Origin of the sequence: Enterobacter sp. Sphag1F, from assembly GCF_014193275.1 — a bacterium.
GTDB lineage: Bacteria > Pseudomonadota > Gammaproteobacteria > Enterobacterales > Enterobacteriaceae > Pantoea > Pantoea symbiotica.
The window spans coordinates 924,304-944,878 of record NZ_JACHZD010000001.1 but is presented as its reverse complement, the minus strand read 5'-3'; the positions used below and the strand labels follow the sequence as shown (position 1 = coordinate 944,878).

General features: G+C 57.3%; 21 protein-coding genes. 16 read left to right on the top strand and 5 right to left on the bottom strand.

All coding sequences use genetic code 11. From position 1 onward, the window contains the following. The first annotated feature begins 114 nt into the window (after window positions 1–114). Complete coding sequence (sixA, locus tag FHW71_RS04250; protein ID WP_179449996.1) at window positions 115–597, top strand: phosphohistidine phosphatase SixA; 483 nt, start codon at window positions 115–117, stop codon at window positions 595–597. Window positions 598–643: 46 nt separating this feature from the next. Here sixA and smrB read toward each other — a convergent pair whose 3' ends face one another. Further along, a complete protein-coding gene (gene smrB, locus FHW71_RS04245) occupies window positions 644–1,192 on the bottom strand; it encodes an endonuclease SmrB (RefSeq protein WP_061717868.1) in 549 nt (182 codons plus the stop codon). 159 nt (window positions 1,193–1,351) lie between these two features. Between smrB and prmB the strand changes: the two genes are divergently transcribed. The 6 genes from prmB to FHW71_RS04215 all read left to right on the top strand — a co-directional run bounded on the left by prmB (window position 1,352) and on the right by FHW71_RS04215 (window position 5,980). Then, window positions 1,352–2,284: a 50S ribosomal protein L3 N(5)-glutamine methyltransferase gene (gene prmB, locus FHW71_RS04240; protein WP_179449998.1), complete on the top strand. Its 933-nt coding sequence runs from the start codon at window positions 1,352–1,354 to the stop codon at window positions 2,282–2,284. A gap of 46 nt (window positions 2,285–2,330) precedes the next feature. Beyond that, window positions 2,331–3,416 (top strand): chorismate synthase, encoded by a 1,086-nt coding sequence (gene aroC / locus FHW71_RS04235; RefSeq protein WP_179450000.1) that lies wholly within the window; start codon window positions 2,331–2,333, stop codon window positions 3,414–3,416. A gap of 8 nt (window positions 3,417–3,424) precedes the next feature. Further along, complete coding sequence (gene mepA, locus FHW71_RS04230) at window positions 3,425–4,249, top strand: penicillin-insensitive murein endopeptidase (protein WP_179450860.1); 825 nt, start codon at window positions 3,425–3,427, stop codon at window positions 4,247–4,249. A gap of 8 nt (window positions 4,250–4,257) precedes the next feature. After that, a complete protein-coding gene (locus tag FHW71_RS04225; protein WP_008101255.1) occupies window positions 4,258–5,055 on the top strand; it encodes a sulfite exporter TauE/SafE family protein in 798 nt (265 codons plus the stop codon). Window positions 5,056–5,122: 67 nt separating this feature from the next. After that, window positions 5,123–5,668, top strand: coding sequence for an elongation factor P hydroxylase (locus tag FHW71_RS04220; RefSeq protein WP_008101253.1), 546 nt, complete (start codon window positions 5,123–5,125; stop codon window positions 5,666–5,668). A gap of 30 nt (window positions 5,669–5,698) precedes the next feature. Continuing rightward, window positions 5,699–5,980, top strand: coding sequence for a YfcL family protein (locus tag FHW71_RS04215; protein ID WP_008101252.1), 282 nt, complete (start codon window positions 5,699–5,701; stop codon window positions 5,978–5,980). Between the two features lie 29 nt (window positions 5,981–6,009). Here FHW71_RS04215 and mnmC read toward each other — a convergent pair whose 3' ends face one another. After that, window positions 6,010–8,022 (bottom strand): bifunctional tRNA (5-methylaminomethyl-2-thiouridine)(34)-methyltransferase MnmD/FAD-dependent 5-carboxymethylaminomethyl-2-thiouridine(34) oxidoreductase MnmC, encoded by a 2,013-nt coding sequence (mnmC, locus tag FHW71_RS04210; RefSeq protein ID WP_179450002.1) that lies wholly within the window; start codon window positions 8,020–8,022, stop codon window positions 6,010–6,012. Between the two features lie 153 nt (window positions 8,023–8,175). Here mnmC and fabB point away from each other — a divergent pair, with 153 nt between their 5' ends. Together fabB and FHW71_RS04200 are read left to right on the top strand one after the other, a co-directional pair. Continuing rightward, window positions 8,176–9,396 (top strand): beta-ketoacyl-ACP synthase I, encoded by a 1,221-nt coding sequence (fabB, locus tag FHW71_RS04205; RefSeq protein ID WP_179450003.1) that lies wholly within the window; start codon window positions 8,176–8,178, stop codon window positions 9,394–9,396. A gap of 218 nt (window positions 9,397–9,614) precedes the next feature. Continuing rightward, a complete protein-coding gene (locus FHW71_RS04200; RefSeq protein ID WP_154155806.1) occupies window positions 9,615–10,796 on the top strand; it encodes an MFS transporter in 1,182 nt (393 codons plus the stop codon). Here the strand turns inward: FHW71_RS04200 and FHW71_RS04195 are convergent. Further along, window positions 10,759–12,195 (bottom strand): PLP-dependent aminotransferase family protein, encoded by a 1,437-nt coding sequence (locus FHW71_RS04195; RefSeq protein WP_179450004.1) that lies wholly within the window; start codon window positions 12,193–12,195, stop codon window positions 10,759–10,761. The two genes, FHW71_RS04200 and FHW71_RS04195, sit on opposite strands and share 38 nt — an antisense overlap. An 86-nt stretch (window positions 12,196–12,281) precedes the next feature. Between FHW71_RS04195 and FHW71_RS04190 the strand changes: the two genes are divergently transcribed. Next, entirely contained in the window at window positions 12,282–12,725 is a 444-nt protein-coding gene (locus FHW71_RS04190) for a rhodanese-like domain-containing protein (RefSeq protein ID WP_179450005.1), read from the top strand. On the opposite strand, the gene flk is transcribed toward FHW71_RS04190, so the two are convergent. Together flk and FHW71_RS04180 are read right to left on the bottom strand one after the other, a co-directional pair. Further along, a complete protein-coding gene (gene flk / locus FHW71_RS04185) occupies window positions 12,722–13,753 on the bottom strand; it encodes a flagella biosynthesis regulator Flk (RefSeq protein ID WP_008101238.1) in 1,032 nt (343 codons plus the stop codon). The two genes, FHW71_RS04190 and flk, sit on opposite strands and share 4 nt — an antisense overlap. A 112-nt stretch (window positions 13,754–13,865) precedes the next feature. Further along, the gene (locus tag FHW71_RS04180; protein WP_179450006.1) at window positions 13,866–14,771 is read right to left on the bottom strand and encodes a DMT family transporter; all 906 of its coding nucleotides are present in this window, start codon (window positions 14,769–14,771) and stop codon (window positions 13,866–13,868) included. Window positions 14,772–14,865: 94 nt separating this feature from the next. On the opposite strand from FHW71_RS04180, the gene FHW71_RS04175 reads away from it, so the two are divergent. The 6 genes from FHW71_RS04175 (at window position 14,866) to accD (ending at window position 20,477) form a co-directional block, all read left to right on the top strand. After that, a complete protein-coding gene (locus FHW71_RS04175) occupies window positions 14,866–15,645 on the top strand; it encodes a helix-turn-helix transcriptional regulator (RefSeq protein WP_008101234.1) in 780 nt (259 codons plus the stop codon). 58 nt (window positions 15,646–15,703) lie between these two features. Next, entirely contained in the window at window positions 15,704–16,828 is a 1,125-nt protein-coding gene (gene pdxB, locus FHW71_RS04170) for a 4-phosphoerythronate dehydrogenase PdxB (protein WP_179450007.1), read from the top strand. A 101-nt stretch (window positions 16,829–16,929) separates the two neighbouring features. After that, window positions 16,930–17,940 carry an aspartate-semialdehyde dehydrogenase gene (locus tag FHW71_RS04165; protein WP_008101230.1) on the top strand — a complete coding sequence of 337 codons (1,011 nt, stop codon included), beginning with the start codon at window positions 16,930–16,932 and terminating at the stop codon, window positions 17,938–17,940. Further along, on the top strand, window positions 17,940–18,746 hold the full coding sequence (truA, locus tag FHW71_RS04160) for a tRNA pseudouridine(38-40) synthase TruA (protein WP_091003723.1): 807 nt from the start codon (window positions 17,940–17,942) through the stop codon (window positions 18,744–18,746). Before FHW71_RS04165 ends, truA begins: the two co-directional genes overlap by 1 nt. Window positions 18,747–18,782: 36 nt before the next feature. Next, entirely contained in the window at window positions 18,783–19,436 is a 654-nt protein-coding gene (locus tag FHW71_RS04155; RefSeq protein ID WP_008105206.1) for a DedA family protein, read from the top strand. 132 nt (window positions 19,437–19,568) lie between these two features. Continuing rightward, window positions 19,569–20,477, top strand: a complete 909-nt coding sequence (gene accD / locus FHW71_RS04150) for an acetyl-CoA carboxylase, carboxyltransferase subunit beta (RefSeq protein ID WP_008105205.1) — start codon at window positions 19,569–19,571, stop codon at window positions 20,475–20,477. Window positions 20,478–20,575 lie beyond the last annotated feature (98 nt).

Sequence of the window (20,575 nt, the reverse complement as noted above, 5' to 3'; positions counted from 1 at the left end):
AAACAACCGGTTGACTATACTGAAGCCATTGGGGTAAAACACACCGTTCATTCGCAGAATGAAGCGTCTGGTGCTGTGGTACCGGGCGATATCGACAAACAACAGCGGTGCTTTATGCAAGTTTTTATCATGCGTCATGGCGACGCAGCTCTGGAAGCAGCGAGTGATTCAGTTCGACCTCTCACCCTCTGTGGCTGTGATGAATCGAGAGCAATGGCGAGTTGGCTCAACAGCAAAACGCCAGCAATCGATCGGGTATTAGTGAGTCCGTATCTGCGCGCCGAGCAAACGCTGGCAACGGTACGTGAAACGCTGAATTTGCCGGAAGGGCAGGATGTGTTGCCGGAACTGACGCCAGGCGGCGATCCCGCGATGGTAGCCAGCTATTTGCTGGTGCTGGCGCAGAAAGGGGTTAAATCGGCGCTGGTGATTTCGCATCTGCCGCTGGTAGGTTATTTAGTGTCTGAACTCTGCCCGCAGGAAGCGCCGCCGATGTTCGCCACCTCCGCGATAGCCTGTGTGGACTTTGATGCAGATGCCTGCGAAGGCAAGCTGGAGTGGCAGGTCAGCCCGTCAAAACTGGCTAAAGCAATCTAATCTCTGTGGGCCGCTAGCAAACGCGGCCCTATCCTTTTGCGGCACGTCACGGCAATTCAGGCGGCTGCCACTCTTCTACTTCTATCAGCACCAGCAGCGCGGCGTCGCCGCCGAACATTTTCGGTGCCTGATGAAACGCCATTACATGCGGATGTTGTGCCAGCCAAAGCGGTGTTTGCTGCTTGAGGATGTGTTTACCGTGCCCGGTCATGACGCTGGCGCAGAACAGATGCTCACGGCGACAGGCAGCGATCAGCGCGCCGAGCTCTTGCTTGGCCTGCATCTGCGTTAAGCCATGCAGATCGAGAAAAATTTCCGGCGTGTAATCGCCACGACGCAACTTTTTCTGCTCGTAATGGCTGACATCAGCGCGCACGTAGCGTACCGGACCTTCGCTGGAAAGCAGCGGCTGAAACTCGTCAGAGAAATAATGACTGTTGTCGGCTTGCTCTGATATCAGGCGTTTCAACGGCAGTTGGCGCGTTTTCACCACCGGTTTGTGCACGATGGTGTCCTGTTTCAGCTTGCGCGTTCCGGTCATTAACTGGCGGAACATCTGCTGATCGTCCTGGCTTAGCGGCGTTTTTTTACTCATGGCTCTGTGCTGGGGTCAGAAAAGGCTGATAAACATCAAGTCGCATACCTTAACCGTTAGCGTTAACAAATGTCAGCTTTTTCGCCTCGCTGCGCTGAATTCTGCCCGGCTTCGTGGCACACTATCGGCCGATTGATTTTATGGCCTGCGGAGGGCTACGTGGACAAGATATTCGTCGATGAGGCAGTGAATGAACTGCACACCATTCAGGACATGCTGCGCTGGGCTGTCAGCCGTTTTTCGGCGGCAGGCATTTGGTACGGCCACGGCACGGATAATCCCTGGGACGAAGCAGTCCAACTGGTTCTGCCCACGCTGTGGCTGCCGCTGGATATTCCAGAAGATATGCGCAATGCGCGCCTGACCGCCAGCGAGCGTCATCGCATTGTTGAGCGCGTGATTCGCCGCGTAAACGAGCGTATTCCGGTGGCGTATCTCACCAACAAAGCCTGGTTCTGCGGCCACGAATTTTACGTTGATGAGCGCGTGTTAGTGCCGCGTTCACCGATTGGTGAACTGATTGAGAACCATTTTGCCGGTTTGATCAGCGATTCGCCTAATCACATTCTCGATATGTGTACCGGCAGCGGCTGCATCGCTATTGCCTGCGCATACGCCTTCCCTGAAGCGGAAGTGGATGCGGTGGATATCTCCACCGATGCGCTGGCGGTTGCCGAGCAGAACATCGAAGAGCACGGCCTGCTGAACCACGTCACGCCAATCCGCGCCGATCTGTTCCGCAACTTGCCGCCGGTGAAATACGATCTAATCGTCACCAATCCACCTTACGTGGATGCGGAAGATATGGACGATCTGCCGAACGAATATCGCCACGAGCCGGAACTCGGTCTGGCGGCGGGCAGCGACGGCCTGAAACTGGTGCGCCGTATTCTGGCCTGTGCGCCGGATTACCTCACCGAACAAGGCGTGCTGATTTGCGAAGTCGGTAACAGCATGGTGCACATGATCGATCAGTATCCAGACGTGCCGTTTACCTGGCTGGAGTTTGATAACGGCGGTGACGGCGTGTTTATGCTAACGCGCGAGCAAATCGTCGCGGCACAGCATCACTTCTCATTCTACAAAGACTAAATAAGAGGGCGAGCGCTCGCCCGCAACATCGCAACAAGGAACCAGCATGGCCGGAAACAGCATCGGACAAGTTTTTCGCGTAACCACTTTTGGCGAGTCGCATGGTATTGCGCTGGGCTGCATCGTTGACGGTGTGCCGCCCGGCATTCCGTTAACGGAAGCTGATATTCAGCACGATCTCGATCGTCGTCGTCCTGGTACGTCGCGCTACACCACGCAGCGCCGCGAGCCGGATCAGGTGAAAATTTTGTCCGGCGTGTTTGAGGGCGTGACGACGGGGACCTCAATCGGTTTGCTGATTGAGAACACCGACCAGCGTTCACAGGATTACGGCGCGATCAAAGATCTGTTCCGTCCTGGCCATGCCGATTATACCTACGAACAGAAATACGGCCTGCGCGACTATCGTGGCGGCGGACGCTCTTCGGCGCGTGAAACCGCGATGCGCGTAGCGGCCGGTGCGATTGCTAAGAAGTATTTGCAGATGAAGCACGGCATCGTGGTGCGCGGCTATCTGGCGCAGATTGGCGATGTGGCTTGCGAGCTGAAAGACTGGGGCATCGTGGAAGAGAACCCGTTCTTCTGCCCGGATGCCTCCAAGCTGGAAGCGCTGGATGAACTGATGCGCGGCCTGAAGAAAGAGGGCGACTCCATCGGCGCCAAAGTCACGGTGCTGGCAGAAAACGTGCCGCCGGGATTGGGCGAGCCGGTATTTGATCGTCTGGATGCGGATTTGGCGCATGCGCTGATGAGTATCAACGCGGTGAAAGGCGTGGAGATTGGCGACGGTTTCGCAGTCATCAATCAGCGCGGCAGCCAGCATCGCGATGAGATTCGTGCCAACGGTTTCCAGAGCAACCACGCGGGCGGCATTTTAGGCGGCATTAGCAGCGGCCAAACCATCAGCGCCAATCTGGCGATGAAACCGACCTCGAGCATTACCGTGCCGGGCAACACCATCACCCGCAACGGCGAAGAAGTTGAGATGATCACCAAAGGCCGTCACGATCCGTGCGTTGGTATTCGCGCGGTGCCAATTGCCGAAGCGATGATGGCGATTGTGTTGATGGATCACCTGCTGCGCCAGCGTGCGCAAAACGGTGACGTCAACAGCAGCGTACCGCGCTGGTAAGCCCGATGATGCGCCGTCTGCTCATCACCTGTGCCGCGCTGTTATGCAGTGCGGCTGCGGTTGCCGCCACGCCGTGGCAGCAAATTCATCAGCCGATCGCCGGCAGCCCGCAGTCGATTGGCGGCTTCGCCAACGGCTGTATTGTTGGTGCGCAACAGCTGCCGCTCAACTCACCCAATTATCAGGTGATGCGTCAGGATCAGCGTCGTTATTACGGCCATCCCGATTTAATTGCCTTTATTCAGCGTCTCAGCACCCAGGTTCATCAGCTTCAGCTGGGACAAGTGCTTATTGGCGATATGGGCATGGCGGCGGGCGGTCGTTTTAGCAGCGGCCACGCCAGCCATCAAACCGGTCTGGATGTTGATATCTGGCTGCAACTGCCGAAAACCCGCTGGACGGCGCAGCAATTGCTCAAGCCGCAGCCGCTCGATTTGGTTTCTGCCGATGATAAGCAGGTGATCGCACGTCACTGGCAACCACAAATTGATAGCCTGATTAAACTGGCAGCGAAAGACGACGAAGTGACGCGTATCTTCGTCAATCCAGCGATTAAACGGCAGCTTTGTGCCGATGCCGGTAACGATCGTGCGTGGCTGAATAAAGTACGTCCGTGGTTTGCCCATCGCGCGCACATGCATGTGCGTTTGCGTTGCCCGGCGGGCAGTCTGGAGTGTGAAGATCAGGCTCCTCAACCTGCAGGCGATGGCTGTGGCGCAGAGCTGGATAGCTGGTTCCTGCCGAAAAAACCAGGCAGCACGCCGCCGGTGAAGAAAACGCCGCCGCCACTACCGCCGTCTTGTCAGGCTTTACTCGATAAGCATCTTCTGTAGGTATTTCAATGGATTGGTTCGTTGTTAGCCCGCTAGTCGTTGGTGTGCTGTTTTTTGTGGCAATGCTGGCGGCGTTTATCGACTCGATCGCGGGCGGTGGTGGATTGCTTACCGTGCCGTCATTGCTGGCGGCCGGGCTGTCGCCTGCACAGGCGTTAGCCACCAATAAGTTGCAATCGGTCGGTGGTTCGTTCTCTGCCAGCCTCTATTTCATCCGTCGCGGTGCGGTGAAGCTTAACGAGCAGTGGCTGAATATCGCCATGACCTTTCTCGGCGCGATTGCCGGCACCATTCTGATTCAGCACCTACAAGCGGATGTGCTGCGCCAAATCTTACCGCTGCTGCTGATCTGCATCGGTTTGTGGTTCCTGCTGATGCCGCGTTTGGGTGAAGCAGATCGCGAACGTCGTCTGCACGGTTTGCCTTATGCGCTGGTGGGCGGCGGCTGTGTCGGTTTCTACGACGGCTTTTTTGGTCCCGGCGCCGGTTCGTTCTATGCGCTGGCCTTCGTTACGCTGTGTGGTTTCAATCTGGCAAAAGCCACCGCCCACGCCAAAATCCTAAATTTCACCTCGAATTTTGGCAGTCTGCTGTTCTTTATGTTCGGCGGCAAAGTGGTGTGGGGCACCGGCGCGATTATGCTGCTCGGCGCGGTTATCGGCGCGCGTCTCGGCGCCAGGCTGGTGTTGAGCCGCGGTCAGAAACTGATTCGCCCCATGGTGGTGATCGTTTCTGCGGTAATGAGCGCCAAATTGTTATGGGACAGTCACGGCGGAGAATTGATGGCCTGGCTGGCCACGCTGTAATCCAACACTCGTCAAGACCGGCTGCCAATGCGACAATGGCGCCGGTTTTTTTTAAAGATTAAAAATTATGAGTACAACACACCATTACGATCAGCTGATTGCCATCTTTGATGGCTGCTTCGTTGACGATTTTCAGACCCGTCTAATTAAAGGCGACGACGAACCTATTTATCTTCCAGCGGATGAAACCTCACCGTGGAATCGCGTGGTGTTCGCACACGGCTACTACGCCAGCGGACTGCATGAAATTTCCCACTGGTGCATTGCCGGTGAAGCGCGCCGCAAGCTGGTGGATTTTGGTTATTGGTATTGCCCTGATGGACGCGATGCGCAAACGCAGAGCCAGTTCGAATCGGTTGAGGTGAAACCGCAGGCGCTGGAGTGGTTGTTCTGCGTGGCGGCGGGCTTTCCCTTCAACGTCAGTTGTGACAATCTCGAAGGTGATTGTGAGCCAGATCGCATCGCGTTTCAGCGCAAGGTTCATGCGCAAGTGATGACGTATCTGGAGCAGGGCATTCCGCTGCGACCGGCCCGTTTCATTGATGCACTGACGAATTATTACGGCACGCCGGCACTGACGGCGGCACAATTCCCCTGGCCGGAAGATCTGTAATCCGCGAAGGTTATAAGAAGAGAGGAAGAGATGATCGTAGAATTTGAAACCCGAATTCTGGCCCTGATTGACGATATGGTCGATCACGCCAGCGATGACGAGTTGTTTGCGGGCGGCTATCTGCGTGGTCATCTGACCCTGGCAGTGGCGGAGATTGAGCTGAGCGGTGAACACACGCCGGAAGCGCTGCAAACTCACGTTACCAACAGCCTGCAAAAAGCCATTGCTGCCGGTGAACTGTCGCCACGCGATCAGGCGCTGGTCACCGGCATGTGGGACAATCTGTTCCTGCAGGCACGTCAAACCGCTTAACGTCTCGGGGCGATCGCTCGCCCCGCAGATTATCGACCCGCTTTTTTACCCTTCAGCAGTTTTCGTACCCAGTAGCGATTTGGATTCATCGCCGCCAGCGTGGCAGCATCCAGCGGCTGCGGTTCGCCGCTCATCTGCGCTGCCAGCACTTCGGCCGCCAGCGGTGCGCTGCACAAGCCACGCGAACCTAATGCTCCCAACACAAACAAACCGTTATGCACCGGCGCATCAGCTACATTTGCAGCGTTCGCGCGCTGTTCTGGCAGATCGGCATACTGCGCCAGGGTGGCGTCATAATCTGGCGTGCTACCGCTCATCGGCAGATGATCGCGCGTGGCGCAGCGCACGCCGTTGCGCGCCTGGTTATCTGACACATCAACCTGTTGCGGCCATTGACTTTCCGGCAGACAGTTGATCAGCCGCTGGCGATTCTCCTGCTGATCGTCAGCACGGAAATCCGTCGCGGTATCGCCGCGATGATAGCTGGCGCCGATGCAATGGGTGGCGAAATTCGGGCTAACTGGCGTGAGATAGCCGTCGTAGCACAGCACGGTACGCAGCGCGCCTAATGACGGATTGGTCGGCGCGTGGCTCACCTGTCCCGCCACCGCGTAGACCGGCAGCATTTTGCTTTGCTCGAGTTCCAGCAACGCGTGACCATTCGCCAGCACCACTTGGGGATGATGCACTGGCGGCTGCTGGCTAAAGTGCAGCGTCCAGCTATCTTCATCGTGCGTTAACTGCGTGACGCGATGCAGCCAGTGAAGGCGTAATCCCAGCGATTGCGCGTATTCCAGCAGATTGCTGGTTAGCTGAGAAGGCGACAGCCAGCCGCCTTGCGGATAGAAAATCCCACCGACGCCGAGTTCGACGCCCGCCAGCTGTTGCGCTTCTTCTTTATTAACGGCATACGCGATGTCATGCGGCAGTTCCATGTTGAGCATCTGCGCGATTTTCTCCGCGCTTTTTTGATCCCAGCCCAGCTGCAACACGCCGCTCCAGTCATGCTCAAACTCCACTGGCAGCCGATCGTACAGACGTCGGGCAAAACCAAAAGCCGCCGGGAAGAAGGTGGCCAGCGCGGGATCGTGCTGGTTCAGCAGCGGATAGAGTGCTCCCTGACGATTACCGGATGCGCCCAGCGCGGGCGCATCATCCGCGCAATAGAGTGTCACGCGCCAACCGCGTCGCAACAGCGCCAGCGCCAATACTGCACTGGCGACGCCGCCGCCGATCAGCGCCACATCCTGGCTGCTGGCCGGCGGGCGCGCATACCACGGCTGGCTGTGCGGCAATTCAGCAGCCTGTTCCATTACGCCGACCAGCATTTCACGCTTGTGACCAAAGCCTTTGCGCTTCTGCATGCTGAAACCGGCGTCCTGCAACCCGCGACGCACAAAACCCGACGCGGTGAAGGTCGCCAGCGTGCCGCCCGGACGGGCGAGGCGCGCCATCGCGGCAAACAGCTCTGGCGTCCACATCTCCGGATTTTTCGCCGGTGCGAAGCCATCAAGGAACCATGCATCCACCTGACGATTAAGACTGTCATCAAAGGTGTGAATTAGCGCGTTAATATCACCAAGCCAGAGATCCAGCGTGACTTCGCCGCCGTTAAACAGCAGGCGCTGACAACCCGGCAACGCCTGCGGCCACTGCTGTTGCAGCTGTTCGGCCCACGGCTGCAGCTCCGGCCAATGGGCATGTGCGGCAGCAAGATCAGCGTGCGTCAGCGGAAATTTCTCGCAGCTGATAAAGTGCAGACGCTGCAAAGTGGCGTTGGGTTGCTCATTACGGAAGCGATCGAAGGCTTGCCACAGGGTGAGAAAGTTCAGACCAGTCCCAAAACCGCTCTCGGCGACAATAAATAAATCGCGCGCATGTGCGGCAAAACGGTGTGGAATGTGGTTGCCATCGAGGAACACGTAGCGCGTTTCCTCCAGTCCATTATCGTTGGAGAAATAGACGTCGCCGAACGCTCGGGACACAGGTGTACCCTGTTCATTCCAGTTTATTTGGGCGTGTTCAACCGGGGTTAATTTCACGGGAAAGGCTCATATTTCAGGCAGTGGCGCGAGTTTAGCGATAGACGTCACATGACGCAAATTTACAAAGGGAAATGGCTGATCGGACTTGTTCGGCTTACAACTGTACGCTAGAGTGCACGTCATCCAAATATGTGGAACGAGGATTATTGAATGAAACGTGCAGTGATTACTGGCCTGGGTATTGTTTCCAGCATTGGTAATAACCAGCAAGAAGTGCTGGCTTCTCTGCGTGAAGGCCGTTCCGGTATTACTTTCTCTGAAGAGATGAGAGATGCCGGTATGCGCAGCCACGTATGGGGCAACGTCAAACTGGATACCAACGGGCTCATCGATCGCAAAATCGTGCGTTTTATGAGTGATGCCTCTATTTATGCTTACCTTTCCATGGCCGAAGCGATCAAAGATTCTGGCCTGACTGAAGAGCAGTATCAGCAGAATCCACGTGTCGGTTTGATTGCTGGTTCTGGCGGCGGTTCTCCGCGTTATCAGGTATTTGGTGCTGACGCGATGCGTAGCCCACGCGGCCTGAAAGCGGTCGGTCCTTATGTGGTGACCAAAGCGATGGGTTCAGGTGTTTCTGCTTGCCTGGCAACCCCGTTCAAAATTCACGGCGTGAACTACTCAATCAGTTCAGCCTGTGCCACTTCTGCACACTGCATCGGTAACGCGGTTGAGCAGATTCAGCTGGGTAAACAGGACATCGTTTTTGCTGGCGGCGGCGAAGAGCTGAGCTGGGAAATGGCCTGTGAGTTCGATGCGATGGGCGCACTGTCGACCAAGTACAACGAAACCCCAGAAAAAGCCTCACGTACTTACGATGCCAACCGTGACGGTTTCGTCATCGCTGGCGGCGGCGGTATGGTGGTGGTTGAAGAGCTGGAACACGCTCTGGCTCGCGGCGCACACATCTACGCTGAGATCGTTGGCTACGGCGCAACTTCAGATGGCGCAGATATGGTGGCTCCTTCAGGCGAAGGCGCAGTGCGCTGCATGAAGATGGCGATGCAAGGTCTCGATACCCCAATCGATTACCTCAACACCCACGGCACTTCTACGCCGGTTGGTGATGTGAAAGAGCTGGGTGCGATTCGCGAAGTGTTCGGCGATAACTGCCCATCACTGTCTGCTACCAAAGCCATGACCGGTCACTCACTGGGTGCGGCGGGCGTGCAGGAAGCGATCTACACCTTGCTGATGTTGGAGCACGGTTTCATCGCGCCAAGCATCAACGTGGAAGAGCTGGATGAAGCGGGTAAAGGTCTGAACATCGTGACCAAGCCAACTGAAAAAGCGCTGACCACCGTGATGTCGAACAGCTTCGGTTTTGGCGGAACTAACGCCACGCTGACTATGCGTAAATTGCCATCATAATCCCGTAGGGTCGCCATTCATGGCGACCTAATTATGCCAGCAGTATCTCAAGGGCCGGTTATCCGGCCCTTGTTGTTTTTGACAATCCACCTTCTGCTTGCCTACACTCTCACTCCATCCGAAATAAAATTATCACTTCACACTAACGTGAACCAAATATCCCGTTTCTGTTTTGGCAGCAAGCGCGTGTCTGGTTATTACAAGGAGTTCGACCCATCATGACCACGACTGCTGACGCGCAGACGCAATCCGTTATGCCGCTGGCCTGCACCTCATTTGCGGTGTTCCTCACCTATCTGACCGCCGGCCTCGCGCTGCCGGTGATCCCGCTGTATGTCCATCATGAACTTGGCATGAGTAACCTGATGGTTGGCGTGGCAGTCGGGATTCAGTTCTTTGCCACGCTGTTAACGCGCAGCTTTGCCGGACGTCGTGCCGATCAGCACGGTGCGAAACTCACCACGCAGCACGGCATGCTGGCCATCGCGCTGGTGGGCGTGGCGTATCTGGCGGCGGCGTTGTTACCGGTTTCTCCGTGGACGAAGTTTGGTTTGCTGGCGATAGGGCGCTTGATGCTGGGATTCGGCGAAAGCCTGCTGCTGACCGGCAATCTGACCTGGGGCATGGGATTGGTGGGCAGCAAACGTTCCGGATTAGTAATGTCGTGGAACGGTATGGCGATTTACGGATCGCTGGCGGCTGGCGCACCGCTCGGCTTGCTGATTAATCAGTACGGCGGCTTTGCTGCGTTGGGCGCTGTCGCGCTGGTTCTGCCGTTGTTGGCGCTGGGGATCAACAGCTGGATTGGTAAAGTGCCGGTCGCGGGTGGCGAGCGGCCATCGCTGTTCAGCGTAGTGAAGATTATCTTTCAGCCGGGATTGGCGCTGGCGCTGCAGGGCACCGGCTTTGCGGTAATCGGCACCTTTACGTCACTCTATTTTGCTGCGGAAAACTGGGGCAATGCCGGTTTCGCGTTGACCGCTTTTGGCTGTGCGTTTGTGCTGGTGCGAGTGTTCTTTGGCGGCTTGCCGGATCGACACGGTGGCGTAAAAGTGGCGATGGTCTCTTTGCTGGTGGAAACCGCCGGTCTGCTGCTGCTGGCGTTCGCCAGTTCCGGCTGGATGGCGCTGATTGGCGCGGCCCTGACCGGCTGCGGCTGCTCGCTGATCTTCCCGGCGCTGGGCGTCGAAGTAATCAAGCGCGTATCGCCGCAGATTCGCGGCACCGCGCTCGGCGGTTTCTCGGCGTTTCAGGATATCGCCTACGGTGCCAGCGGTCCGTTGACCGGCTTGCTGGCGACGGCGTTGGGTTACGGATCGGTCTATGTCGCGGGTGCCTGCTGTGCGGCGCTGGGCATTCTGGTCACCTGGACGTTTGCGCGGAGTGCGACAACAGCGTAACCAGCTTATCGCAGGCGCTGACAATCTCACCGGGCGTCAGCGCGGCAAAGCCTAGCAGCCAGCCCGCTTGCTGCACTTCACCGGCATAAAGCTGCGACAGGCGCGGCAGCAGCAATCCGACTTCGCAGGCTTGTTGAGTGAGTCGCGCTTCATCTCCTTGCAACAGCTGTACCGTCAACTGTAAGCCGCCGGTCGCTGGCAGCGGTTTGAGCCACGGTTGTAAGCGCGTTTCAATTTGCGCCAGCAAGCAGTCACGTCGGCTGCGATAGAGTTGACGCATCAGGCGCAAATGGCTGGCGAAATGGCCTTGCTGCAGAAACTCCGCGCTAATCGCCTGCGGCAGCAACGCGCTGTGACCATCCATCACGCTGCGCGCGCGGCCCAACGGCTCCACCAGTTGTGGCGGCACCACCATCCACGCCAGGCGCAGCGACGGGAACAGCGTTTTGGAAAAGGTACCAAGGCAAATCACCCGACCATCCGCTGCTAATCCTTGCAGCGCCGGAGCGGGGCGATCCTCGTATTGAAATTCGCTGTCGTAATCGTCCTCAATCAACCAGCTATCCTGCTGTTGCGCCCACGCCAGCCACTGCAAGCGCCGCGCCAGGCTCATCGCTGTGCCGGTGGGATAGTGATGTGCCGGTGTCAGATAAACCAGTTTCGCGCTGCCGCTCAGCGGCACTGCACCTTCAGCATCCAGCGGCATGGCGCGACAGCGCGCTCCGGCGGCAAGAAACGCATTACGTGCGCCGGGATAACCCGGCTCTTCCAGCCACACTTCGTCACCCGCATCGAGGAACATCAGCGCCAGCAACTGCAGCGCCTGCTGCGAGCTGGTGAGGATCACCACTTGCTCCGCCGTGCAGCGTACGCCGCGCGACAGCGCCAGATAATCCGCCACCGCTTGGCGCAGCGATGGCAATCCAAGCGGATCGCCGTAACCCATCACTTTGCTGCCCAGCGAGCGCTGAACCTGATTGCTGATGCGACGCCACTGCGCGTGCGGGAAGGCGCGTAACTCGGGTGACCCGGCGGCAAAGGCGTGAGGAAAGGGCGGATCCTGACAGCCGCCGGTTGCCAAAACCTGCTGGCCGCGCCGGGAAAAGTGTGGCGAGCGCTCGATGCGGGTTTTCTGGGTAGGCGACGCCATGCGAATCGACACAAACGTCCCGCGTCCAGCGTGACGCTGCAGATAACCTTCGCTCTCTAACTGTGCGTAAGCCGCCTCCACCGTGACGCGCGACAGCGATAAATCGCTGGCTAACTGGCGGCTGGACGGCAACTTCTGCTCATGCCGCAGATGCCCATTGGCGATGGCCTGACGCAAGGTATTGCACAATCGCTCACGTAAACCGCCCTGAGTTTGATGGCTAAACAGCGCGAGAAATGATGTGGTCACAATGGTCTTATCGCTCTGCTGGAAGTGGTATCAATATGCAGACCACTTTGCCGTAAACTGAGGGGAAATCACAACAGGAGAATGCGATGTCAGCGGTCTTAAAAATTGCTCCAGCCAGCGCCAGTGAAAGCGTGGCGTATCTGCAACATAAACTGGCGTACTACACCGATGCGTGGGATTTAGCGGAGGATCTGGCGCAGGGCATCAAGGCAGTCGTGGTGATCGATGCGCGCTCTGACGAGGTGTATCAGGCCGGCCATATTTGCGGAGCTCTCTCTTTTCCGCATCGCACCATGAATGCGGAATCCACTGCGCATCTCGATCGCAGCAAAGTTTACATCACCTATTGCGACGGCATCGGTTGTAACGGTTCAACCAAAGCTGCGCTCAAGCTGGCGTCGCTGGGTTTTCAGGTCAAGGAGTTAATTGGCGGGCTGGATTTCTGGAAACGCGATGGCCATCCAATGGCGTGGGGCGCGGCAGCGGGTGAATGGCCGCACGCCACGCCCGCTGCCAACTGCGGCTGCTAGATAAACAGCCACAGCAGGAAGATAAACAGGAAAATACCGGCAATCAGCGTGAGTGCCGGGCGCTGGGCCAGCGGCTGCGGCAGCATCTGGATAAACGGCGACCAGATTGGCTGCGGACGAATTTGGCTATCGGCCAGCGGCTGTTCGTGCAGTTTCTCGGCGCGGCGGCTAAACAGCAGATTCAGCAGATCCTGCGTCTGCGCTGGCGTCAGCACGGTGGTCGGCAGCGCCTGGAAACGTTGCTGGCTGTAATCTTCCAGCAGTCGCTGCTCATCGTGGGTTAACGGCTGGCGCAGCGAAGTTTCCAGCATCTGCAAGGTTGGCGCACTGTGCTGAGCCAGCGTCTGACGCACCTGCAAATATTGCGTCAGCAGCGGGAAGTGGCGTGATGGAATTGGATCGCCACTTTTCAGATGTACCAGCTTCAGCGTATCGGCCAGCAGTTTCACCGGCGATTCACCGGTTTTCGCCGCAAGACGCGTAACCTGCTGATTTAGCGATTGCTGCTCTGCCGGCAGCAAGCTGCGATCGGACACGCGCGTTTGCTGAGGCTGCGGGATCGCCATCTGGCCGTTTTGCAACATGGTCAGCACCTGACGCAGCTGATCCTGCGACAACGCGCTCAATACCGTTTGGTTAAACTGCTGACGAATAAATTCGCTCACCGCCTGGCGATTATTGCCCTGCGGCAATTTCTCCAGCAGTTGCTGCAACAGCTGGCGCGTAGCGAGGCTGTTTTGCACTTGCGTCAAGCGACCATTGAGATGCTGTTCCGCCGCCGGGAAGTGGCGCGATTGCAGCTCCGCTTCACTCTTCACCCCAACTTCATGCCGCACGCCAGCCCAGAGTTCCGGCGCTTTCAGCGTACTCAAAGACATGATGCGCACAATCAGGCGTTCCAGCGTGGTGCGCTGGGCAGGAGAGAGCGGCTGCTCACCGGCTGGACCGCCAGGACGCGTCGGGCCAGTGGCCTGAGATAAAGGGGAACGATCGCCCGCGGGCACACCGGGACCGCTGAGAGGTTGCATGGCGGAATCCTTGAAAACGGGTCAGATCCGGGTGCGCCGGAAAAAAGAGGCCACATGATAGCAAAAGCCCCCAGGAAATCCACGGGGGCTGCGGCCTTTCCGGATAATAAAATCAGGCGGCGGGATCGGCAAGGGTTGCGCTACGCGGCTTACGCAGCGGGGTTTTCAGGCGTTGCGCCAGAATCACGCCGACTAACGTCATGCCGCCGCCAATCCAGTGATAGCCATGCAGCTGCTCATGCAGGAACATCACGGCAATAATGGCCGTAAATGCCGGTACGAAATTCATAAAAATGCTGGTGGTGCTGGCACCCAGACGCTGCACGCCAAGGATCCACAGGAACGGTGCGATGATCGACGCAAACAGTCCGGCATACAGCACCAGCGGCAGATTGTGCATATTGAGCGTGACATCCGGCGCATGCAGGAAGCCAGGCAGCAACAGCAGCACGCCAAAGAAAATCTGCACATACAGGCTTTGCCAGGTTGGCAGCGGAATCGCCCAGCGTTTGGTCAGCACGCCGTACAAGGCGTAGGAAGTGGACGCTGCCAGCATCATCAATTCACCATTGCCAAGCCGTTGATTCAGCAACTGTGCCGGATTGCCTTCGCTCACCAGCCACACCAAACCGGCGAAAGAAAGTAAGCCGCCAATCAAAATGCCGCGCGTCGGCGCAAGGCGCAGCACAACAAGGCTAAGCAGAATGGTCAGCAGCGGAATGGTCGCGCCGAGTATCCCCATCATCACCGCAGAAACGCTGTGCGCTGCGTAATAGGCGAGGCTTTGATACAGCACCATGCCGAGCAGGCCGAGGATCAGCAATCGCCAGCCATTGGCTTTGATGGTGTGACGATGGCGCCACACGCCCGGCAGGCAAAATGGTGCCAGCACCACCAGCGCTAGCAGCCAGCGATAGAAGGAGATCGCCGCAGGATCGATACTTCCCGCTGAGAGTTTGCTGACGATAGTGTTGATCGACCAGATCAGCACCGCGATCAGCGGAAACAGTAAATTCATGATACAGCTCCTCAGATAATCGCGAATAGTTTACGTTTGACCGGTTTAAAGTAGATAGTTAAAATCGGACAATATTTGTTAGTGACCGGACAGAATGAATCTACAAGTCGAATACCAGCCGCCGATTGATGCGCCCTTGCTGCGCTTCTTCATGCGTTACGACGAGGTCAACGCCAAAACCGAATACCTCACGCATGCGCATGATTGGGGCCAGGTGATTTTTGTCACCAGCCACGTACTGGAGATGGAAGTCGAGGGCGAACGTCTGCTGACGCCTGCCGATATTCCGATCTGGATCCCGGCCGGTCATCGTCACAGCAGCTACAACCACAACGATGCGCGTTTTCGCACCTTTAACCTTGCCGCCGATCTCTGCGCGGGCCTGCCGGATAAAGCCTGCTTATTGCATGTCGATGCCATTGGGCACGCCATCATGAATGATTTTGCCCGCCGTGAACTGGAGCAGCCGCAAACGCAAGCCGACTGGCGCATGTGTGAAGTATTGATCGATCGCCTACGTCTGGCGCCGGTGCACAACAGCTATTTACCGATGTCGGATGACAAATTCCTCGCGCCGATTCTGCGTGCGCTTGAAGCGCATCCCGGCGATAACACCACGCTGGCACAATGGGCGAAGCGCGTGTTCACCACCGAGCGTACGCTAGCGCGACGCTGTCAGCAGCAGTTGAATATGTCGTTCAGCGAGTGGCGGCAGCGTTTACGCTTTCTGCGCGCTATCGCGCTGCTGGAGCAGGGCTGCAGCGTGCAGGGCATCGCCCATGAGCTGGGCTACAGTTCCGCCTCGGCGCTGATTGTGATGTTCCAGCAGCAGGCCGGTACCACCCCCGATCGCTATCGCAGTCGGTTAGGTTAATCCCCGGCTTTATGGCAAAATACGCGCCTTTAAATTCTCAGCAGACAGGACCGCCGCAGTGAAAATTCTCGTCGATGAAAATATGCCTTATGCCCGTGAACTGTTCAGCCGCACCGGCGATGTTGTGGCGGTGCCGGGACGTCCGTTGCCGGAAGCCGAGTTGCAAGATGCCGATGGCCTGATGGTGCGTTCCGTCACCAAAGTGAATGCGGCGCTGCTGGCCGGTACGCCGGTGAAGTTTGTCGGCACCGCGACGGCGGGCACCGATCATATTGATGATGCATCGCTGGCGGCGGCAGGCGTCAGCTTCTCTGCGGCGCCAGGCTGTAACGCCATTGCGGTGGTGGAGTATGTGTTCTCCTCGCTGCTGCTGCTGGCGGAGCGCGATGGTTTTGAACTGCGCGATCGTACGGTGGGCATTGTTGGCGTGGGTAATGTTGGCGGCCGCCTGCAGAAGCGTCTGCAAGCCTGGGGCGTGAAAACGCTGCTGTGCGATCCGCCACGCGCCGATCGTGGCGATCAGGAAACTTTCCATTCGCTGGATGATCTGGTGGCGCAGGCCGACATCCTAACCTTCCACACGCCGCTGTTCAAAGATGGCCCGTATAAAAGCTGGCATCTGGCCGATGCGGCGTTGCTGATGGCGCTTAAACCCAACACCATTTTGATCAACGCCTGCCGCGGTCCGGTGGTGGATAACGCAGCGCTGCTGGAAGTGCTGAAAATGCGCCACGATCTCAGCGTGGTGCTGGATGTGTGGGAGCCGGAACCGGATCTGTCGCTTGATCTGCTGGATAAAGTCGATATCGCCACCGCGCATATCGCCGGTTACACGCTGGAAGGTAAAGCGCGCGGCACCACGCAAGTGTTTGAAGCCTGGTGCGACTTTATCGGCCAGCCGCAGCAGGTGGCGCTGGAAAGCCTGCTGCCGGCACCGGAATTTGGTTCTATCACCCTGCGCGGCAAGCTCGATCAGCCAACGCTAAAACGCTTAGTGCATCTGGTGTATGATGTGCGCCGCGACGATGCGCCACTGCGTAAAGTGGCGGCAAAGCCAGGCGAGTTTGATCGCCTGCGCAAGCAATATGAAGAGCGTCGTGAATGGTCATCGCTGCAGGTGCATTGCGATGATGCGGAGACGGCGGCGATGCTCAATCAACTTGGCTTCCGCGCCAGTTTGTAAAGAAATTTCAATCACCTGCAATATTGCGGGGGATAATTCCTAAATCTCGGGCGATGTTTTCATCGCCTTCTGTTTTTGTGTCAATCTCTGGAGTAACCAACATGTCTGACGGCTGGAATATCGCGCTTTTGGGCGCAACAGGCGCAGTAGGGAACGCTGTACTGGAACTGCTGGCTGAACGCCAGTTCCCGGTTGGTGAGTTGTATCTGCTGGCGAGTGAAAACGGTGCCGGTGAGAACAAACGTTTTGAGGGACGTACCGTGCTGGTGCAGGACGTGGCCGAATTTGACTGGACACAAGTGCAGCTGGCGTTCTTCACTGCAGGTCGTGAAGCCTCGGCGCGCTATGCCGAAGAAGCCGCCAGCCAGGGTTGTCTGGTGATCGATAGCAGCGATCTGTTCGCGCTCGAACCGGATGTGCCGCTGGTGGTGCCTGATGTGAATCCACAAGTGCTGGCGGATTACCGCAATCGCAACATCATTACTGTTGCCGACAGCCTGGTGAGCCAGCTGCTGTGTGCAATCAAACCGCTGGTGGATCTCGCGGGTCTGAGCCGTTTACAGGTTACCAACCTGATTGCGGCTTCCAGTCACGGCAAAGCGGCGGTTGATGGTTTGGCCGGTGAAAGTGCGCGTTTGTTGAATGGCGTACCTGCGGAGCAGCACTACTTTGGCCGCCAGCTGGCGTTCAACATTTTGCCGCTGCTGGCTGACAGCAATGGCAGCGTCGAGAGTGAGCGCCGCGTGGTTGAGCAGGTGCGTAAAGTGCTGCAGGACGAAGGTTTGCCGATTGCGGTAAGCAGCGTGCAGGCGCCAGTGTTCTACGGCAATGCGCAGATCGTGCACGTGGAGAATCTGCGCCCGCTTTCTGCAGAAGAAGCGCGCGATGAACTGGGCCGCTCCGGGGATATCAACCTGAGCGAAGAGAGCGATTACCCAACGCAGGTGGGTGATGCATCTGGCAGCGACGTGCTGAGCATTGGCTGCGTGCGCAATGATTACGGCATCCCAGAGCTGCTACAGTTCTGGTCTGTGGCAGACAACATCCGTTTCGGCGGTGCACTGATGGCGGTAAAAACTGCTGAAAAACTGGTGCAGGAGTATTTCTATTAATGTTGCCTGAAGGTAAGACGCTTAAGCTGGCGTTGGGTATTGAATACGATGGCAGCCGTTATTACGGCTGGCAGCGGCAAAATGAAGTGCGCAGCGTGCAGGAAAAGCTGGAAAAAGCGCTGTCGAAAGTGGCCGATCATCCGGTGGTGGTGTTCTGCGCGGGCCGCACCGATGCTGGCGTGCACGGTACCGGACAAGTGGTGCATTTCGAAACCACTTCGCCGCGTGCTGACGCGGCCTGGACGTTGGGCGTGAACGCCAATCTGCCCGATGACATCGCGGTGCGTTGGGTGAAAGCGGTGCCGGAGGAGTTCCATGCGCGTTTTAGCGCGACGGCACGCCGCTATCGCTACGTGATTTACAACCATCGACTGCGTCCGGCGATTCTGGGCAATGGCATTACCCATTATTACCATCCGCTGGATGCGGAGAAGATGCAGCGCGCCGGGCAGGCGCTGATTGGCGAGAATGACTTCACCTCATTCCGCGCGGTGCAGTGCCAGTCACGCACGCCGTGGCGCAATGTGATGCATCTTAACGTCACGCGTCATGGACCGTATGTGGTGGTGGATATCAAAGCCAATGCTTTTGTGCATCACATGGTGCGTAACATTGTTGGCAGCCTGATGGAAATCGGCACCGGTAATCAGCCGGAAGAGTGGATGGCGACGCTGCTGGCGGCCAAAGATCGTAAGCTGGCGGCGGCGACCGCCAAAGCCGAGGGGCTTTATCTGGTGGCGGTGGATTATCCATCCCACTTTGCATTACCTCAGCCTGCGTTGGGACCCTTGTTCCTCGCGGATTAACCGTTAATTGATGGATTTTTGGGGAGTTGTGGTTATATGGAGTTCATCCACTTTTTAGTCGATTTTATTCTGCATATTGATGTGCATTTGGCCGAGCTGGTGGCGCAGTACGGCATCTGGATTTACGCCATTCTGTTCCTGATTCTGTTCTGTGAAACCGGTTTAGTGGTTACACCGTTCCTGCCAGGCGATTCCCTGCTGTTTGTTGCCGGTGCGCTGGCGGCGCTGCCGGGTAACGATCTCAACGTGCATCTGATGGTGACGCTGTTGGTGATCGCCGCCATCCTCGGTGATGCGGTGAACTACACTATTGGGCGTCTGTTCGGTGAGAAGCTGTTCAGTAACCCGAACTCGAAAATTTTCCGTCGCAGTTACCTGGATAAAACCCACGCGTTCTACGATCGCCACGGTGGCAAAACCATTATACTTGCGCGCTTTGTACCAATCGTGCGAACCTTTGCCCCCTTTGTGGCAGGGATGGGACACATGTCTTATCGCCACTTCGCGCTCTACAATGTTACGGGCGCACTGCTGTGGGTGCTGCTGTTCTCTTACGCCGGTTACCTGTTTGGCGACCTGCCGATTGTGCAGGAGAACCTGAAGCTGCTGATCGTCGGCATCATCGTGGTTTCCATACTGCCAGGCGTAATTGAAGTGTGGCGTCACCGCCGTCAGCAGAAGTCACAGTAAGCTCGTAACCAGATTTTTATCCACAGCGTGAACGGGTTGTGGTTTAATGAGCGACATTTACGGCCTGCTGAAGGTGATTTCAGCAGCAATGAGAAGACTGGACCAGGTCAGCATTAAATAGAAAGGTCATCAATGAGCTGGATTGAACGCATACTGAATAAAAGCACTGCCACGCCAACGCGCAAAGCCAGCATCCCGGAAGGGGTGTGGACCAAGTGCGATAGCTGTGGACAGGTGCTGTACCGCGCCGAGCTGGAGCGTAACCTCGAGGTCTGCCCGAAGTGCGACCATCACATGCGCATGCACGCCCGTGAGCGTCTGCATAGCATGCTGGATGAAGGTTCGCTGGTTGAGCTAGGTAGCGAGCTGGAACCGAAGGATCTGCTGAAGTTCCGCGACTCGAAGAAGTATAAAGACCGTTTGGTCGCCGCACAGAAAGATACCGGCGAGAAAGACGCGCTGGTGGCGATGAAAGGCACGCTGCACGGCATGCCGATTGTTGCTGTGGCCTTTGAGTTCTCCTTTATGGGCGGCTCAATGGGTTCAGTGGTTGGCGCGCGCTTTGTGCGTGGCGTTGAGCAGGCGTTGGAAGACAACTGCCCACTGATCTGCTTCTCCGCGTCAGGCGGTGCTCGTATGCAGGAAGCGCTGCAGTCGCTGATGCAGATGGCGAAAACCAGTGCTGCACTGGCGAAAATGCAGGAGCGCGGCTTGCCGTACATCTCCGTGCTGACCGATCCAACCATGGGCGGCGTTTCAGCCAGCTTCGCGATGTTGGGCGATCTCAACGTGGCGGAACCGAAAGCGCTGATCGGCTTTGCCGGTCCACGCGTTATCGAGCAGACCGTGCGTGAAAAACTGCCGCCGGGCTTCCAGCGCAGTGAGTTCCTGATTGAGAAAGGCGCGATCGACATGATCATCCGTCGTCCGGAAATGCGCTTTAAGCTGGCAAGCCTGCTGGCGAAAATGATGAACCTGCCAGCGCCGCAGCTGGATGGTGATCAGCCGAATGTGGCTGAGCCGGAGAGCAACGAAGCCTGACAGGCAACGGAAAGGCACTTAACGTCCTTTCCTCCAATGCACCGTCTACATTGAATACTTAAGGTTGCATCCGACATGGCCCGCGACCTTAAGTTATT

Coding starts and splice junctions, on each gene's coding strand:
- sixA (WP_179449996.1), top strand. CDS start 115: ATGCAAGTTTTTATCATGCGTCATGGCGACGCAGCTCTGGAAGCAGCG.
- smrB (WP_061717868.1), bottom strand. CDS start 1,192: ATGAGTAAAAAAACGCCGCTAAGCCAGGACGATCAGCAGATGTTCCGC.
- aroC (WP_179450000.1), top strand. CDS start 2,331: ATGGCCGGAAACAGCATCGGACAAGTTTTTCGCGTAACCACTTTTGGC.
- mepA (WP_179450860.1), top strand. CDS start 3,425: ATGCGCCGTCTGCTCATCACCTGTGCCGCGCTGTTATGCAGTGCGGCT.
- FHW71_RS04225 (WP_008101255.1), top strand. CDS start 4,258: ATGGATTGGTTCGTTGTTAGCCCGCTAGTCGTTGGTGTGCTGTTTTTT.
- FHW71_RS04220 (WP_008101253.1), top strand. CDS start 5,123: ATGAGTACAACACACCATTACGATCAGCTGATTGCCATCTTTGATGGC.
- FHW71_RS04215 (WP_008101252.1), top strand. CDS start 5,699: ATGATCGTAGAATTTGAAACCCGAATTCTGGCCCTGATTGACGATATG.
- fabB (WP_179450003.1), top strand. CDS start 8,176: ATGAAACGTGCAGTGATTACTGGCCTGGGTATTGTTTCCAGCATTGGT.
- FHW71_RS04200 (WP_154155806.1), top strand. CDS start 9,615: ATGACCACGACTGCTGACGCGCAGACGCAATCCGTTATGCCGCTGGCC.
- FHW71_RS04190 (WP_179450005.1), top strand. CDS start 12,282: ATGTCAGCGGTCTTAAAAATTGCTCCAGCCAGCGCCAGTGAAAGCGTG.
- flk (WP_008101238.1), bottom strand. CDS start 13,753: ATGCAACCTCTCAGCGGTCCCGGTGTGCCCGCGGGCGATCGTTCCCCT.
- FHW71_RS04180 (WP_179450006.1), bottom strand. CDS start 14,771: ATGAATTTACTGTTTCCGCTGATCGCGGTGCTGATCTGGTCGATCAAC.
- FHW71_RS04175 (WP_008101234.1), top strand. CDS start 14,866: ATGAATCTACAAGTCGAATACCAGCCGCCGATTGATGCGCCCTTGCTG.
- FHW71_RS04165 (WP_008101230.1), top strand. CDS start 16,930: ATGTCTGACGGCTGGAATATCGCGCTTTTGGGCGCAACAGGCGCAGTA.
- truA (WP_091003723.1), top strand. CDS start 17,940: ATGTTGCCTGAAGGTAAGACGCTTAAGCTGGCGTTGGGTATTGAATAC.
- FHW71_RS04155 (WP_008105206.1), top strand. CDS start 18,783: ATGGAGTTCATCCACTTTTTAGTCGATTTTATTCTGCATATTGATGTG.
- accD (WP_008105205.1), top strand. CDS start 19,569: ATGAGCTGGATTGAACGCATACTGAATAAAAGCACTGCCACGCCAACG.